Below are 15582 nucleotides of genomic sequence, written 5' to 3'. Positions count from 1 at the left end.
TTCAGGCGCTTTTTCTCGGCTGGCGATCAGTACTTTCCGGGGAGAGCTTTAAATCAGCGAGTGGGTTTATCAGCGACGGGTAACAACGGATGGTTGACGCGTTTGTTTCGTCACGTTTCAAATTGATTATTCCGGAAGTGACTTCCGACTTTCAGGTACTTGCCTTCAATGGCCGCGAGTTTATTGACCAACCGTATTTCATTCATGTGCAGTTGGTCAGCGAAAACCCCTGTGCGGATCTGGAGGCACTGCTCCACCAACCGGCGTACCTGCATCTGGGGGAAGTGGATCAAGGTCTGCACGGTCAAGTCTACGCGGTAGGGCGTGGCGACCCCGGTGCCCGGCTCACCCGTTATCACCTGACGCTGGCGCCGCGCCTGGCGAGCCTCGCCCACCGCCGTGATCAGCGGGTTTTCCAGCAGCGCAGCGTGCCGCAGATCATCGCGGCCGTGCTTGAGCAACACGGCATCCTGGCCGATGCGTACGTGTTCGAACTGGGCCCCGTGGTTTATCCGCCGCGCGTTTTTTGTGTGCAGTACGCGGAGACCGACCTGCACTTCATCCAGCGGTTGTGCGAAGAGGAGGGGATTCACTACCACTTCCGCCATAGCGCGAACAATCATCTGCTGGTGTTTGGTGATGACCAGACGGTGTTCCAGCGCTTGCCCGTGCAGCGATATCACTCGGCCAACGATCCGCTGGCGGATGCGGCGGGTATCCAGCGTTTCGATGTGCGCCTGGAAACCCGCAGCCGAAAAACGGTACGCCGTGATCACGATTTCGAGCATCCGTCCTTGCTGTTGCAAGGCGTGGCCGGCTCTGGGACACCGTCTCCTCTTGAAGACTACAGCTACCCTGGGGGTTTTTCCGGTCCTGTACGCGGCAGGCAGCTGGCCTGTCGCGGTCTTGAGCGTCATCTGGCTGATCGCTGCCGGGCCTCGGGCACGAGCGACCAACCGCTGCTGCGCAGCGGCCATTTTCTCGAACTGCAGGAACATCCCGATCCCGCCTGTAACGACCTGTGGTTGATCACCTCAGCGCGTCATGAAGGCTACCAGCCACAGGTGCTGGAGGAGGCGGTAGGTGAGGCGGATACCTTCCAGGGTTATCGCAACCGTTTCACCGCGACACCTTGGCGTGCGGTGCACAGGCCGCCGCTGAAACACCCCAAGCCAACCATCAATGGCAGTCAGACGGCCACTGTCACCGGGCCTGCCGGGGAGGATGTGCATTGCGATGCCTATGGCCGAGTGAAGGTACGTTTTCATTGGGACCGTCGGGACCCGACGGATGACACAAGCAGCTGCTGGGTGCGCGTGGCGTCCGGTTGGGCCGGTGACGGGTTCGGCGCAACGATGATTCCCAGAGTCGGTATGGAGGTGCTGGTGAGCTTTTTGGAGGGCGACCCGGACCGGCCGTTGATCAATGGTTGCCTGCCCAATGCTTCTCTCCTGCCGTCCTACCCCTTGCCACAGCACAAGACACGCAGCGTCTTGCGCAGCCGCAGCACCCAGGGAGGCACGGGCGGCAACGAATTGCATCTCGAAGACTGCCAGGGTGCAGAACTTGTCTATCTGCGCGCCCAGCGTGACCTGGAGCAGCAAGTGGGGCATGACAGCCGCCTGGAGGTACAAGGCGACAGTTACATGCAGGTCGGTCAGACCCTGGTGATCGGAGCCGGGCAACAGGTTCACCTGACGGCGGGTGCCAGCCTGGTGATCGACGGGGGGACGCAGTTGAGTTTCAAGGCCGGGGGTGAACACTTCGTGATTCAAGCGGGCGGCATTTTCAGCAGCCGACCCATCACTGTCGCAGGGGCGGCGGTGGCCGGCGCTTTACCTTCGGATGATCGGTCGAGCCTGTCTGCCGTTCAAGGCATCCTCATGGACATGGCCCGGCAACTGGGCGCGGACTATTGCCCCGTCTGCGAGTGCTGTGGTGAAGGCCTGTGCGATCTCAGCGGGAGGGCCGCGTGATGCAAGGCATGCCATATCCATGGATGGCCCTACAGCAACAGGCGGGACGCCATTTGTGCTTGATTGTCGACGGGGGCGCAGAAGCGTGCCAGGCACTGTCGGCGGCTCGCGACGCCTCGCGATATTGCACCCTCTATAGCCAGACAGTGTTAGCGGAGTTGGCGCATACCGGCCCGGTGATCCTGTTGCTGGAGCAGGTGGGAGAACCGGCCTTGACCCGCTTGCTGCAACAGCCCGAAACGAACTGGGGGTGGCTGGGCAGCTTGCTCAACAACGATCTGACCGACGTGACCCGGCATTGGCGCGAGCGGATGCTGGTCGGCGCAGCGGGGCGCCAGGCCCTCTACCGGTTTCAAGACAACCGCACCCTGGCGCGCGCCTTGGCCTACCTGCCTGCCGAACAGTGGCCGGTGTACCTGGGGCCACTGGCCAGCGTGTGCTACTGGCATGACGACCGATGGTGCTGCTGCGACAACCCGGCACCGGGTGAATACCCGGTACCGGATCCCACACCCTGGTCGCAGGTCCCCAACCCCCAGGCTGCGGCCATCCTGCACGCCAATATTCTGCGCTACCTGCTGGCGGAGCACAGTGAGGACCTGGTGACGCTGGTGGAGTTTCAAGACCCGAGGATCTGGCTGAGCCAAGTGTTGGAGCAGGCCCATGCCTGGCAATGGTGCGGCCCGCAACAGCTGGAATTCCTGGTGGTGCGACGGCTGGAGGAGGCCACACGAAGCAGTGTGATCCGGTGGCAGCCGATGCAAGGCGAGGCCCCGGCGGAACATTACGAACGGTTGGTGGAACAGTGGCGAAGGGAAGGGGCGGAGCATGTCTAGCTGGATGAAAAACGTGGTGATTGTGCTGGGGATGCTGGCGTTATCGGGGTGCGCGGGGAAAAGCGCGGACAGCTTTACGCTGGAGGTGGATCTGCCGGCGGATTTTGAACTCAAGACGGCTGCCAATTATCGTCCCGCCACCGGCGCAGCCTGTTCCCTGCCGATGCGCCGAGGCAAAAGGCCAGAGCGCAAGGTGTTTTTTACCGAGTTCAATCCCGTGGCCAATCGGGTGAGCTATGAATTGCCACTCAGCGAAACCATTGAAGGGTGTCCGTCGGTAATAAGCAGTGTGCAATTTGATGTTTATGCGAAATGGGGAAAGCAGGATTGGGATGTGGGAGGGGATCTTGCCGGTATTGGCATCCGAGACCGTTTGGCGGGTGATCTACCTGGAATGCCCGAGGACGGTGTCCAGGAGTTGAAAGGGCAATGCCGCTGGTATTTCCGCACGATAGGACCTATGCACGCGATCATCAAGATTCTGCAATGCCATTCGTTGGATGCAGCCGGTCAGCCGCAAAAGATGCAGGCTGGCGGCGTTGCCCAACGAGACCAGTTGCGAGGGAAAAAGTTAAGAATGGTATTGAAGGTTCTTGATGAAGAGTTACCTGCTTTTGATCACAGATGGATAGCTGTACCGGGCGGGTGGAAGCGCTGCCGAGGTAAAAGCTTTGAGGATATGGCCGCGTACTGCACCGGCAATGACTCGGAGTTCAAGCCTGTAAAGATGCCGGATGGGCGTATCTGTGACGTCTACCCGACATGCCATCAACAAGGAGCGAATTGATGAAACAGGATGCATGGAAGCAGGCGTTTTTCAGCGGCAAGATGCCGGCATGTGCAATGAAAGGGCACTGGGTGAGCTTTTGCCTGGTGGATGAAACGGGGAGTGGGACGGCGTACGGCGGGCTTGCCTATACGGTTCACGACAGTATGGGGTGCGAGTACAACGGTAAATTGAATGGAGAGGGGTTCGCAAATATACAGGGGGTTTACCACGGTCCTGTCGTTCTCAAGTTCGATGACCCGTATGCCGGGGCACAAGAGCCGTATTACCGATTGAGTGCGCGCCTGACGTACAAGCTGCCGATTACCGAGATTCAAGTCCGTGCCGAACAAACACGGTTTTCTGATGCAAAGGGGCAGCGTATTCAGGGGAATCCCGCCATGCAGCGGGCAGACCGGTTTTATCATGTTGAAGTCAGCGATTTGGTCAACCATGTCGCGCACTTGCCGTCGATCGCTCCTGCGATGTTCAGCCCTCATCGGCATGCGTTGAAAATGGTGAACGACCTTGGATTCGGCCCGCCTCTGTCCTCGGGAGTGGTCTTGTTTCCCAATCAGTTCAGTGTGTTGGAAGTACGGCCCTTACGTGCGCTACGGCCGATGCTTTCCACCGCAGATCAGTTCTGTGCCTTGAACTTGTACCAATTGGCGCTGATGTCCGCCTTGAGCTACTGCGATTTTGGTCAGCAACCGCCGAAGAAACCTATCGACAGAGTGACGTTCCCGTTCAACCCTACCGTTGGCAATCTGTTTGCCGAAACGTTATCGGGGTACCACGAAGCCTGGCGAGTGGATCTCGAGCAAACGCAACGCTTTTTTCCCGTATATGAAGATGTTCCTTACTCCCGGCGTTTCGAGATCCTGCCCTTCGATCCCGAGCTGTATCCGCAAAATCATCCGGCTCGCGAAGAGGAGCAGGAGCATCCCTCGAACCTGCACTTTTTCGACGATGAAAAATTTGGTACCGACACTCAGGCGTTTATCTGCCATCACGATGAAGTCGTCCTGATCTCTGTGCGCGGTACCGTCAGCGCCGCCGATGCCCTGCGCGACGCGAACGCCCATCAGGTGGCCTTCGCCGAAGGGGGCGGCAAGGTGCATCTGGGTTTTTATGAGGCTTACCGGGCCATGCGAAACTTCGTGCTGCGCTACCTCAGCCAGTTTTATGAAGGCCAACGAATAGTCATTTGCGGACACAGCCTGGGCGGCGCGATTGCCTTGTTGTTGGCAGAGGGGCTGCGTCGTGTACCTAATCCCAGCTACAACATCCTCCTCTACACCTACGGCGCCCCCCGAGCGGCCGACAGCGAGTTCGTCGACGGCGCTTCAGCCTTGGTCCACCACCGTATCGTCAACCACAACGACCCCGTTCCCAGTGTTCCGGCCACCTGGATGAACACCACCGCCAAACTCTGGATTCCGGGCGCCATAACCTTGTTCAGCGCGCCTGCCCATGGGGGCCTGCTCTTCGCTGCCGGGCTGGTGCGGGTGGGGGGCAACCCTTACCGGCATCACGGCGAACAGCAACACTTCATGCCGATCAAACTCCCGGACGGCAGGCATTCCTCGGTGCTATGGAAGCCAGGTTGTGAGTCGCTCCAGGAAGCAGGCTGCAATCGTGCGTTGCAATTGCATGGCGACATGCCGCAGCGCGACAACCTGCTCAAGCAGCTGTTCCAGGCGCATCAGCACTTCATGACCGCCAGCTACATCCCGGCGGCATGGGCCACCTTGCGGCGCTGGCAGCAGACACTGGATAGCCAGGGCCCTCTGGTTACGCAGAGGGAGTTCGAGCTGTTGGATCGCGCCTTCGAAGACATGCGTGAGCAACTGCGCGCCAAGCGACGCGAGCTTGCCCGACGGCGCCCGGCCAATGATCGCGACTATGAACGCAACGATGCCTTGAATGCCGAGATCGACCGTTTGCATACCAGCCGCGAGCGCCTGGCAACCCTGCGCTGGCGCCGCCTTGAGGCGCGTGATGTCTACGGCAGCCAGGCGTATGGCGCTAACCTGCAACCCAGTCTCAAGCGCTGGTTCACCCATCGGGAAAACCAGGAAGTGACCCAGCTCGCCAGTATTCCGCCACCGACGCTCAATGATCGGGTGAGGGCGCAAATACTGGACATCGACTCGATCGTCTAGCCTGGCGTGTGCGCAAACTCCACCTGTGCCGGTTGCCGCTTCATCAGCACTTTACCGTTGCGGATCGAGTACAACGGCAGGCCCTGACTGCGGATCACCTCATAGTCACTGTTGGCCGAGAGGATCAACAGATTCGCTGGTCGACCGGGCTCCAGCCCGTAGCGGTCCCCGAGGGCCATGGCCTTGGCGCTGTTGTCGGTCACCAGGTCGAGGGCCGATTGCAGGTTGCGGTAACCGAGCATATGGCAGATGTGCAAACCGGCTTCGAGTACACGCAGGATGTTGCCATTACCCAATGGGTACCAGGGGTCGACGATGGAGTCCTGGCCAAAACAGACGTTCATACCGGCTTCGAGCAATTCGTTGACGCGAGTGACGCCGCGCCGTTTCGGAAAGCTGTCGAAGCGGCCCTGCAGGTGGATACTTTCGGTCGGGCACGACACAAAGCTGATACCGGAGTGTCCCAGCAGGCGAAACAGTTTGGCGCAGTAAGCGTTGTCGTAGGAGCCCATGGCCGTGGTGTGGCTGGCGGTGACGCGGGCGCCCATGTCGCGGCTGCGGGCTTCTTCGGCGAGTACTTCGAGGAAGCGTGAATGCGGGTCGTCGGTTTCGTCGCAGTGTACGTCCACCAGGCAACCGGTGCGTTCGGCCAGGTCCATGAGGAACTTCACCGAACTGACGCCTTGGTCGCGAGTGTATTCAAAGTGGGGGATGCCACCGATGACATCGGCGCCCAGGCGAATGGCTTCCTCCATCAAGGCCCGGCCATTGCGGAACGACTCGATGCCTTCCTGGGGAAACGCGACGATCTGCAGATCAATCAGGTGCGTGGTTGCTTCGCGCACCTCCAGCATGGCTTTCAACGCGGTGAGGTCGGGGTCGGTGACATCGACGTGCGTGCGCACATGCTGAATGCCATGGGCCGCGAGGGCCTCGATGGTTTTTGTGGCGCGGGCCTTGGTGTCTTCATGAGTGATGGTGGCTTTGCGTTCGCCCCAGCACTCGATACCTTCGAACAAGGTACCGCTCATGTTCCAGCGCGGCTCACCGGCGGTAAGGGTTGCGTCCAGATGAATGTGCGGTTCGACGAATGGGGGGGTCACCAGGTTACCGGCGGCATCCAAGTCGCCGGGCGATAAAATGGGCGCCGCCGTTTGCGCGGTGATGCTGGCGATCCGGCCGTGTTCCAGGTGCAGATCGTGCAGGCCTTCACGGTTGCGCAGGCGGGCATTGATGATATGCATGGGCAAGTTCCTCTTGGCTAAAAACAATCAGGCAGACAGCGCTGGGCGGCTCCAAGGTTAGCATTCCCGGTCGGATTCATGCCGGAGCGTCAGCCAAGGGGACTCGTGCGCGCAGTGCGGCAGTGAGCGCGATGTAAGTCAGCGATGCCGCGACGATGCCCACCAGTGGCGCGACCCAGGGGGAGTTGAATGCCAGCACGGTACCGACGGCATAGGCGATCAAGCCCGGCCAGTTGAAAGCCGGCAGCTGTACCTCGGCCAGGCGCGGGTATTGCCCGCGATAACGGTAAAAGAAGTCCGCCATGATCACCCCGCCAATCGGCGGTATCACCGTGCCCAGCAGGATCAGGTAAGGCACCAGCATGTCGTACATGCCGAGCAACGCCAGCAGGGTGCCGATCACCGCGCCTGCAAGGGTGACGGTCTTGCGACGCCGGGTGCGCAGCAAGTTGCAACCGGCCACGGCAAAGTTGTAGATGGTGTTGTCCTGGGTGCTCCAGATGTTGAGCAGCAACATTGCCATCGCGGCCATGGCGAAACCTTGCAATAGCAGCACTTCCACCACATCGGGCTGTTGATAAACGATGGCGCCGTAAGCGCCGATCAACACCATCAAGCCATTCCCGATAAAAAATCCGATCAGGCTGGCCAGCACCGCAACCTTGGCCGAACGCGAGAACCGGGTCCAGTTGGTGGCCTGGGTTGCGCCGCTGACAAAGGTGCCGAACACCAGGGTGACGGCCGTGGACAGGTCCAATTGTGCGGTCGGCACCACCGCCAGCAGGCCATTCAAGCCACCCACTTTCACGGTGGCGACCCACATGGATAGAAACAATAGAATGCCCATGGCCGGCACCGCGATGTAGGACAGAATCTCCAACCCGCGATAACCCACATAGGCGGTAGCGCAAAATACCAGGCCGAACAACACCATCAAGGCCAATACGCTGCCTTGGCTCAACTCGAGATATTTGCCCAGCACCACGGCGGCGGTGGCTGTCCCCCAGGCGTACCAGCCGATCTGGGTAAAACCGAGGATCAGGTCGCTGAGTTTGCTGCCCACTTCGCCGAAGCAGAAGCGTCCCATCAGTACCGAATTCAGGCCACTCTTGAAGGCGATGTAACCCAGCCCCGCAGCGTAAATGCCCAACAGCAAGTTACCCAATGCCACGACGCCGAGCATGTCGATAAAGCTGAACGCCACGCCCAGCTTGCCGCCGGCGAACATGGTCGCAGTAAAAAAGGTAAAGCCCAGCAGCACCATGGCGGTGGAAGCCAGGCCCTTGCGCGCATGCAAGGGGACTTCGCTGAGGGGGTAATCGTTGCCCGGTTCTTGCTGCGTCATGTGCCTTGCTCCCTGAATGAATGACGCAGGTCTGTTGCACCGTGCGTGCCAAATCAGTAGTGGTGACCGGCGAACGACCGCAAACGGTCTGTGTCGTCAAATAGCAGCAAAACACTGGGAGGGGCGTGCGGTGCCTTGTCGGGCACGAAAGCAGTGCAGCGATGATACAAATTGGATCAGTCGAACAGCGTGTGTGTGGTCTCGCCACGATGAAACGCAAAAGCCGCCTCAAGATCACTTTCGATGGTGCGCCCACGGGACAGGGGCGGCAGGTCATCCAGGCTGAAAAAGCCCACGTCCGTGGTTTCGAACCCCGCCGCGGGCGCGAGCTGATCCACCCGTTCGCAAAGGAAATACAGCTTGTAGAAGTCCCGCACGTCCGGTCGATACAAACCCTTGGCCTTGTGGGTGACGCTGTACAGGGCCCGTGCGGTGACGCTCAGACCGGCCTCTTCGCGAATTTCCTTGACGATATTCTCGGCCGCCGACAAGCCGATATCGGCATAACCCCCAGGCAGCGCCCAACAGCCATCGGTCAGCTCTTTCACCAGCAGAATCCGTTCGCCCTCGATCACCGCACCCCGCACATCGATCATCGGCGTGGAGTAGCGCTTCGCAAAGTCCGGCACCAGCCCAGTGATGCGTTCCAGCGGCACACTGCCCAATTGCGCGAGCATGCTGTGGGCAATCTCGGCGATTTCCTCCAGGCGCTCACGCTCGAAGTCGTCGGTGCAAAAATGCAGCCCGGTGGACGCCAACGCTTGCAAGCGTTTGGCCTGGGCCAGCCAAGTGTTTTCCATGGGGTCTCCTTTGTTCTGCACAGGGCTTGCCGGTGGAAGGGTGCTACGCGGGGTATAAAAAAACCACCGCAAGGGTGGTTTCTTTACATCGCCGGTCTATTCGCCGCGATAGATGCAGCCGCTGGTGCACGTCTCGTGGATGCGGATCGCGCTGAGTTCCGGCAACAGCGGTTTCAACTCGTTCCAGATCCACTTGGCCAGTACTTCACTGGTGGGGTTTTCCAGGCCGGGAATGTCATTGAGGTAGTTATGGTCGAGACGTTCGTAGAGCGGCTTGAAAATCGCCTTGATCTCCGAAAAGTCGCGAATCCAGCCGGTATGAGGGTCGAGGTCGCCGCTCAGGTGGATGGCCACCTTGAACGAATGCCCATGCAGGCGCCCGCATTTATGGCCTTCCGGTACGTGGGGCAGGCGGTGGGCGGATTCGAAAGTAAATTCCTTGAAGATTTCCACAGTGTTTTCAGCTCGGTCAGGTATCTGGCAGGCGGCGAGTTTAACAGTTTGATCCCTCGCCGCGCATACCGCTCGGTCAAAGCGCCTGCAAGCGTTCGCCCAGGCCGCCCTTATCGACCAGTTCCAGGAACTCATCGCCCAACCGCCGGCTTTCGCTCATTGCCGTTTGCCAGTACTTGTTGCGGCTCGGGTCATCGCCCATGAAGCGCTTGAAGTCGCTGCGGTCCGGCAGCTTGCCGTGGGGCAGGCGGGCCAGGTAGTCCTTGGACGGTGCCAGCAGCAACACATCCTGCAAACCCTGCTGATTGCTGCGCCGCCACGGCAGGCCCTTGTCAAACCAGCCAGGGATGACCCGGTCGGTAAAGTGCGGATACAGCACGATGTCGTCGCCGTGGTAGGGCAGGTCGAGGTGGTAGTCCAGCAAGCCGCCGTCGCGGTAGGTGCCGTGGCCGGCGCCGGGCAGGTCGCGTATGCCTTGCATCACCATGGGAATGGAGCCTGAGGCCAGCAAGGCCTGGCGCAGGTTACCCAGCTCCAGTTGCAGGAAACGCGATGGGAAATCTGTCAACGGATGCAACGGTGGCGCCTGGCGTGGGTCGTGGATGATCAACCGTTCAAAATGCCGCGACAACCGTGCACGACCGCGCAAGTTATCGGCAATCACCGAAGTCAGGCCCAGGCCCAGGCGCCCGCGATGGTCATCGGCGAGCAGGCCATGGCTCTTGACCACCATGATGTTCAGGCGATAGTGGGGAGTGGCCAGCACCTGTGCATCACGGCCGGCCAGCAAGTCATCGAGCATGCGCCGGCAGCTTTGGGTGACCTCGGCCATGGTCACGCCTTTAGCGAAGCTCTGTTCGTTGTACAGGCGACCGAGGTCGAGCAGGCCTTGTACCGGGTCGGGCAGGCAGGCACTGGCAAATCGCCAGGAACCGATGGAGGCGCCGATCAGCGCGCGCTCACGGGGCGCGCGAGGCAGCCAGTCGCCGAACAGCGCCAGATCCAGGCCCTGAATCCCCAAGGCCTTGGGGCCACCGGCCGCACCGGGTAGGATGCCGACATCGGCGGGCTTGAGGCCCTGTTCGCGAATACGCGTCAGGGCGCGCTGGCCGGCCTTGAGGGTCAAGGCGGGAAACTTGATGTGGATGGCTGTCATACCGGTCTCTTTTGAAGCGAGCGGGCAGTATAGGAAATCTCGCCTGGCGATGGGGCCGCTGATCGATGAAAATTGCCATGGTGGCAATTCAGTTTCAGTTAAGTTGCGACGGTTAACGTGGTGACCTCAAGGAACAGCAGGATACGCAATGAAGGTAAATCTACGGGGGGGCGGTCCAATGGCATTGGTGTTGCTATTGACTAGCTCCCACCTGACGGCCCACGACCTCGGCCCGGACGAAGCCTTGCGTCTGCGTCAGAAGGGCGTCATCGCCCCTCTGGAGCACTTGCTGGGCCCGGCGCTGGAACGCTACCCCGGTGCCAAGTTGCTCGATGCCGAGCTTGAAGAGCACAAGGACCGCCCGGTGCCCTATATCTACGAAATCGAGTTGTTGACGGTGGAGGGAGTCGTGCGCGAAATCGAGCTCGACGCGAGCACCGGCGCGCTGCTCAAAGATAAGGAAGACGACTGATGCGCCTGCTTCTGGTGGAAGACAACGTTCCCCTCGCCGATGAGCTGCTGGCCGGCCTGCAACGCCAGGGCTACGCCGTCGACTGGCTGGCCGATGGCCGTGATGCAGCCTATCAGGGCAGCAGCGAGCCCTATGACCTGATCATTCTGGATCTTGGCTTACCCGGCCTGCCCGGGCTTGAAGTCCTGGCGCAATGGCGTGCGGCGTCACTGGTCACGCCGGTGTTGATTCTGACCGCCCGCGATTCCTGGGCCGAGCGCATCGAAGGGCTCAAGGCCGGCGCGGATGATTACCTCGCCAAACCCTTTCATCCTGAAGAGTTGTTCCTGCGCATTCAGTCACTGTTGCGCCGTTCCCACGGCCAGGCCAACCAGCCGACCTTGCAGGCCGCCGGACTGCACCTGGATGAGGGGCGCCAGTGTGTGCTGCGCGATGGTGACGAGATCCAGCTGACCGCCGCCGAGTTTCGCCTGCTGCGCTACTTCATGCTGCACCCCCAGCAGATCCTGTCGAAAAGCCACTTGGCTGAACATTTATACGACGGCGAGAGCGAGCGCGATTCCAATGTGCTGGAAGTCCACGTCAACCATCTGCGCCGCAAGTTGGGCCGCAGTGTGATCGAAACCCGGCGCGGCCAGGGTTACCGGTTTGGCGCCAGCCCTGCATGAAGTCCATTCAGCGGCGCCTGAGCCTGGGCCTGGTCAGTGTGATGGTGGTCGTCGGCGTGGTGCTGGCGCAGACCAGCCTGTGGTTGTTCGAAGCCGGGTTGCAACGCTACCTGGAGGCTGGGCTGCGCAACGATAGCGAGAACCTGCTGGTTGCGCTGGTGCGGGGGGCCGATGGCGTGCAACTCGATGAGCACCGTTTGTCACCGGCTTATCAGCGACCGTTTTCCGGGCATTACTTTCGGATTGATTTTGCCGATGTTCACTGGCGTTCCCGCTCGCTGTGGGACCAGGAGCTGCCGCGCCTGCCGCAGACCGGTCTCAAAGGCAACCTGCAATTGGGGCCGGAGGGCCAGCAACTGCTGGTATTGCGTTCGGACTACAAACGTTTTGGGCAGTCGATTTCCATCAGCGTGGCCCAGGACTACACACCTGTGCGGGAAAGCTTTCGCCTGATGCGGCAAATCGGTCTGGTGCTGGGGTTGGCGGCGTTGTTGCTGGTGTTGATCCTGCAACGGGTGACCGTACGTCGTGCGTTGCGCCCGTTGGAGACCGCCCGCGAACAGATCGCCCAGTTACAACAAGGCCAACGCTCGCAGCTCGATACCCAGGTGCCGCTGGAGCTGGAGCCGCTGGTGGCGCAGATCAACCACCTGCTGGCCCACACTGAAGACAGCCTCAAGCGTTCACGCAACGCCCTGGGCAACCTCGGTCATGCCTTGAAAACCCCGCTGGCCGTGTTATTGAGCGCAGCGTCCAGCGAGCCGCTCAAGGACCATCCGCACCTGAGCAAGTTGTTGCGTGAGCAGCTTGAGCAAGTGCAGCAACGCCTCAATCGTGAACTCAACCGCGCACGCCTGGCCGGTGAAACCCTGCCCGGCGCATTGTTTGACTGTGAAAAAGAACTGCCCAGCCTGTTGGCCACGCTCAACATGATCCACGGTGAACATCTGGACTTGAGCTATCAGGTGTCGCCCGGGCTGCAATTACCCTGGGACCGCGAAGATCTGCTGGAACTGCTCGGCAACCTGTTGGACAACGCCTGTAAATGGGCAGACGCCGAAGTCTGCCTGAGCATCGGCGAAACGACGCAGACCTATCGGTTGGCCGTGGAAGACGACGGCCCCGGTATTCCCGAGACCGACCGCGACAAGGTGCTCAGCCGCGGCACGCGTCTGGATGAGCAGATCGACGGCCATGGCCTTGGGTTGGGGATCGTGCGCGATATCGTCGAGGTGTGGGGCGGGGTCTTGCAGTTGCAGGAGAGCCGGCTGGGAGGCCTGAAGGTGCTGGTCGAACTCCCCAAACGCCAGAGCTGACACAGCGCCCTCCAAATTGAATCTCCTACGGTGTTCAGACCCTGAATTGATCCATCAGCCCCTGCTGTTGATTCGCCAGGCTGTTCAACGCCTGGCTGACCCGCGCCGACTCATTGGCCTGCTCCGACAACGACTCGGTCACATCCCGAATCGTCGCCACATTACTGTTGATCTCTTCAGCCACCGCGCTTTGTTCCTCGGCAGCGCTGGCGATTTGCAGGTTCATGTCGCTGATCACGGTGACTGCGTCACCAATCTGGCGCAAGGCCGTCACCGCTTGGCCGACCTGTTCGACACTGCCCTGAGCCTGGCGATGGCTATTGCCCATGGCACCGACCACCTCGGTGGTGCCGCTTTGCAATTGCTCGATCACCAGGCGGGTTTCCTCCACCGACTCCTGGGTACGTCGCGCCAGGTTACGCACCTCGTCGGCAACTACGGCAAACCCACGCCCAGCTTCACCGGCCCGGGCCGCTTCGATGGCGGCGTTGAGCGCCAGCAGGTTGGTCTGCTCGGCGATGCCACGGATCACTTCCAGCACCGAACCGATTTGTTCGCTGTTGGCTGCCAGGCCCTCGACTTGGGCCATGGCGGTACTCATGTCGGCGGCCAGCGCACCGATGTTGCTGGTGGTACGGTCGATTACCGTCAAGCCTTCACGCGTAGCCTGGTCGGCATCGCGTGCGGCCTGGGCGGCTTGGGCCGCGCTGCGGGCGACATCCTGGGCGGTGGCGCTCATTTCATGGGAGGCGGTGGCGACCTGATCGACCTGGCGGTATTGCTGTTCCATACCGGCGCTGGTTTCAGTGGCGATCGCGGCGGATTGGTCGGCGGTGCCACGGGCGTCCTGCACTGAGCGTTTCACTTCGGCAATGATCGGCTGCAGCTTGTCGAGGAAGCGGTTGAACCAGCCGGCCAGTTGGCCCAGCTCATCTTTTTTGTCGTAGGCCAGGCGGCGGGTCAGGTCGCCTTCGCCACTGGCGATGTCTTCAAGCATGTGCGCCACGCCGAGAATCGGACGGGTCACGCTGCGCGCCATCAGCCACACCAGCGCCAGGCCCACCACCGCAGCCAATAGGCCCAGGCTCAGTTCCAGCAGGGTGCCCTTGGCATTGTCGGCGTCCAGTTGCGCTTTCAGGGCTTCGGCAGGCGCGACCAGGACTTTCTCCGGCACGTCGAGCAACACGCCCCAAGGCTTGCCCCCCGGGATCGGTGTAAACGGCGCCAATACCTTGAGTTGCTGGCCGGTGCGCAGGCTGCGGGTTTGCGTGCTGCCGGCGAGGGCGCTGATCAACTGCGCGCCGCTGGCAGTGTCGACCTGGTCCAGGCGCTGGCTGAGTTTGCTCGCGTCCGGGCTGTAACCGGCAAGCAAGCCGGTCGGGCTGAGGATGCTGACCTGGGTCTGGCCGTCATACAGCTTCTGGCTCGCCTGTTGGCTGACGGCCTGCAAGCTGTTGAGGTTGATGTCCACCGACAGCGAGGCGATGACTTTGCCGTTGACGATCAACGGGAACACGATACTGGTCATCAGCACGTTCTGCCCGTCGATCACATAAAAATACGGTTCGATCACGCAGGGTTTGAGGGTTGTGCGTGGGCAGGTGAACCAGGCGTTGGCTTTTTCGCCGCTGGGGCCGACGCTGGTATCGGCCATGTCGCTTTCGGGCAGTGACATCGAGGTCAGTTTGCCCGGCGTGGGTTGCGACCAGTACAGGGCAAAGCGGCCTTTTTCGTTACTGCCCAGTTCTTTCTGATTGGCGAACAGCTCGTCCTTGCCGTCCAGCGCATTCACTTCGAACACCAGGGACAAACCGAGCAGGTCCGGGTTGGCCTGCAACGCGGCCTTGACCTGGCGAGTCAGGTCTTCGCGGGTGTCGAAGGCATCGAGAAAGCGCTTTTCAGCCTGTTCGCGCAGAAACAGCACTTGGCGGGAAAAGCCATGGCCGTACTGGTAGGCGTCCATGAACTGCTGGCGAATGCCCAATGCCTGCCCTTCACCCTGCGCTTCGATGCGCGTCTGGGCGGCTGCATCAAGCATCTGCATGCTGGACGCTTTGACCTGCTCGGAACTCTGCGCCATGCGATACAGCGACAAACCCACCAGAAGGGTCACGATCCCCAGCAGGCAAAGGCCGGCGAGCAGGGTGATTTTCCATTGAATGGAGAGCTGTCTGAGCGACATCGGGACATCCTTACCTGAAAACACATAGAGACCCGTTATCGGCGGCACGTCTGATTTCTTTATTTGCGGGGCCCGGGCTTGCCGTAATGCCAGTCAGTTAAATGGTGGATGTAGAACACAGCGTTTGGTCGCGGCAGGTTCTTTTAACTGACTGGCATTAGGACTTGCCCGGGTTTTTTGACATGCCCGCCCACCTGCTGCAA

At 60.7% G+C, this 15582-nt stretch carries 13 protein-coding genes; 7 read left to right on the top strand and 6 right to left on the bottom strand.

What is annotated here, in order from left to right:
• Positions 1 to 89 precede the first annotated feature (89 nt).
• The 4 genes from tssI to DK870_RS26680 are packed head-to-tail and all read left to right on the top strand — an operon-like array spanning position 90 to position 5743.
• A complete protein-coding gene (gene tssI / locus DK870_RS26695; protein ID WP_161550185.1) occupies positions 90 to 1976 on the top strand; it encodes a type VI secretion system tip protein TssI/VgrG in 1887 nt (628 codons plus the stop codon).
• The gene (locus tag DK870_RS26690; RefSeq protein ID WP_161550184.1) at positions 1976 to 2812 is read left to right on the top strand and encodes a DUF4123 domain-containing protein; all 837 of its coding nucleotides are present in this window, start codon (positions 1976 to 1978) and stop codon (positions 2810 to 2812) included. Before tssI ends, DK870_RS26690 begins: the two co-directional genes overlap by 1 nt.
• Entirely contained in the window at positions 2805 to 3599 is a 795-nt protein-coding gene (locus tag DK870_RS26685) for a hypothetical protein (protein ID WP_161550183.1), read from the top strand. Before DK870_RS26690 ends, DK870_RS26685 begins: the two co-directional genes overlap by 8 nt.
• On the top strand, positions 3599 to 5743 hold the full coding sequence (locus DK870_RS26680; RefSeq protein ID WP_161550182.1) for a lipase family protein: 2145 nt from the start codon (positions 3599 to 3601) through the stop codon (positions 5741 to 5743). The genes DK870_RS26685 and DK870_RS26680 overlap by 1 nt, the downstream gene beginning before the upstream one ends.
• On the opposite strand, the gene codA is transcribed toward DK870_RS26680, so the two are convergent.
• From codA to DK870_RS26655, 5 genes are all read right to left on the bottom strand, one after another.
• Entirely contained in the window at positions 5740 to 6987 is a 1248-nt protein-coding gene (codA, locus tag DK870_RS26675; protein ID WP_161550181.1) for a cytosine deaminase, read from the bottom strand. The two genes, DK870_RS26680 and codA, sit on opposite strands and share 4 nt — an antisense overlap.
• Before the next feature lie 76 nt (positions 6988 to 7063).
• The gene (gene codB / locus DK870_RS26670) at positions 7064 to 8332 is read right to left on the bottom strand and encodes a cytosine permease (protein ID WP_104993242.1); all 1269 of its coding nucleotides are present in this window, start codon (positions 8330 to 8332) and stop codon (positions 7064 to 7066) included.
• A gap of 176 nt (positions 8333 to 8508) precedes the next feature.
• On the bottom strand, positions 8509 to 9132 hold the full coding sequence (locus DK870_RS26665; protein WP_060752416.1) for an NUDIX hydrolase: 624 nt from the start codon (positions 9130 to 9132) through the stop codon (positions 8509 to 8511).
• Positions 9133 to 9228: 96 nt separating this feature from the next.
• On the bottom strand, positions 9229 to 9585 hold the full coding sequence (gene queD / locus DK870_RS26660) for a 6-carboxytetrahydropterin synthase QueD (RefSeq protein ID WP_003190259.1): 357 nt from the start codon (positions 9583 to 9585) through the stop codon (positions 9229 to 9231).
• A gap of 76 nt (positions 9586 to 9661) precedes the next feature.
• Complete coding sequence (locus DK870_RS26655) at positions 9662 to 10741, bottom strand: hypothetical protein (protein WP_090372129.1); 1080 nt, start codon at positions 10739 to 10741, stop codon at positions 9662 to 9664.
• Positions 10742 to 10889: 148 nt separating this feature from the next.
• Between DK870_RS26655 and DK870_RS26650 the strand changes: the two genes are divergently transcribed.
• Genes DK870_RS26650 through DK870_RS26640 form a run of 3 tightly spaced genes read left to right on the top strand, consistent with a single transcriptional unit; the run spans position 10890 to position 13197 of the window.
• Entirely contained in the window at positions 10890 to 11213 is a 324-nt protein-coding gene (locus DK870_RS26650) for a PepSY domain-containing protein (RefSeq protein ID WP_060752418.1), read from the top strand.
• Entirely contained in the window at positions 11213 to 11881 is a 669-nt protein-coding gene (locus tag DK870_RS26645) for a response regulator transcription factor (RefSeq protein ID WP_060752419.1), read from the top strand. The genes DK870_RS26650 and DK870_RS26645 overlap by 1 nt, the downstream gene beginning before the upstream one ends.
• Positions 11878 to 13197, top strand: a complete 1320-nt coding sequence (locus tag DK870_RS26640; protein ID WP_161550180.1) for a sensor histidine kinase — start codon at positions 11878 to 11880, stop codon at positions 13195 to 13197. The genes DK870_RS26645 and DK870_RS26640 overlap by 4 nt, the downstream gene beginning before the upstream one ends.
• A 34-nt stretch (positions 13198 to 13231) precedes the next feature.
• Here the strand turns inward: DK870_RS26640 and DK870_RS26635 are convergent, their stop codons facing one another.
• Positions 13232 to 15379 carry a methyl-accepting chemotaxis protein gene (locus tag DK870_RS26635; RefSeq protein ID WP_161550179.1) on the bottom strand — a complete coding sequence of 716 codons (2148 nt, stop codon included), beginning with the start codon at positions 15377 to 15379 and terminating at the stop codon, positions 13232 to 13234.
• Between the last annotated feature and the right edge of the window lie 203 nt (positions 15380 to 15582).

The organism is Pseudomonas sp. Q1 (genome assembly GCF_009935975.1).
GTDB lineage: Bacteria > Pseudomonadota > Gammaproteobacteria > Pseudomonadales > Pseudomonadaceae > Aquipseudomonas > Aquipseudomonas palleroniana.
The sequence above is the reverse complement of the archived record's forward strand: the minus strand, read 5'-3'. Positions and strand labels throughout refer to the sequence as shown.

What these genes read in the sequence shown, in the direction of transcription:
- tssI (WP_161550185.1), top strand. Translation starts at nt 90, where the DNA reads ATGGTTGACGCGTTTGTTTCGTCACGTTTCAAATTGATTATTCCGGAA.
- DK870_RS26690 (WP_161550184.1), top strand. Translation starts at nt 1,976, where the DNA reads ATGCAAGGCATGCCATATCCATGGATGGCCCTACAGCAACAGGCGGGA.
- DK870_RS26685 (WP_161550183.1), top strand. Translation starts at nt 2,805, where the DNA reads ATGTCTAGCTGGATGAAAAACGTGGTGATTGTGCTGGGGATGCTGGCG.
- DK870_RS26680 (WP_161550182.1), top strand. Translation starts at nt 3,599, where the DNA reads ATGAAACAGGATGCATGGAAGCAGGCGTTTTTCAGCGGCAAGATGCCG.
- codA (WP_161550181.1), bottom strand. Translation starts at nt 6,987, where the DNA reads ATGCATATCATCAATGCCCGCCTGCGCAACCGTGAAGGCCTGCACGAT.
- codB (WP_104993242.1), bottom strand. Translation starts at nt 8,332, where the DNA reads ATGACGCAGCAAGAACCGGGCAACGATTACCCCCTCAGCGAAGTCCCC.
- DK870_RS26665 (WP_060752416.1), bottom strand. Translation starts at nt 9,132, where the DNA reads ATGGAAAACACTTGGCTGGCCCAGGCCAAACGCTTGCAAGCGTTGGCG.
- DK870_RS26655 (WP_090372129.1), bottom strand. Translation starts at nt 10,741, where the DNA reads ATGACAGCCATCCACATCAAGTTTCCCGCCTTGACCCTCAAGGCCGGC.
- DK870_RS26650 (WP_060752418.1), top strand. Translation starts at nt 10,890, where the DNA reads ATGAAGGTAAATCTACGGGGGGGCGGTCCAATGGCATTGGTGTTGCTA.
- DK870_RS26645 (WP_060752419.1), top strand. Translation starts at nt 11,213, where the DNA reads ATGCGCCTGCTTCTGGTGGAAGACAACGTTCCCCTCGCCGATGAGCTG.
- DK870_RS26640 (WP_161550180.1), top strand. Translation starts at nt 11,878, where the DNA reads ATGAAGTCCATTCAGCGGCGCCTGAGCCTGGGCCTGGTCAGTGTGATG.
- DK870_RS26635 (WP_161550179.1), bottom strand. Translation starts at nt 15,379, where the DNA reads ATGTCGCTCAGACAGCTCTCCATTCAATGGAAAATCACCCTGCTCGCC.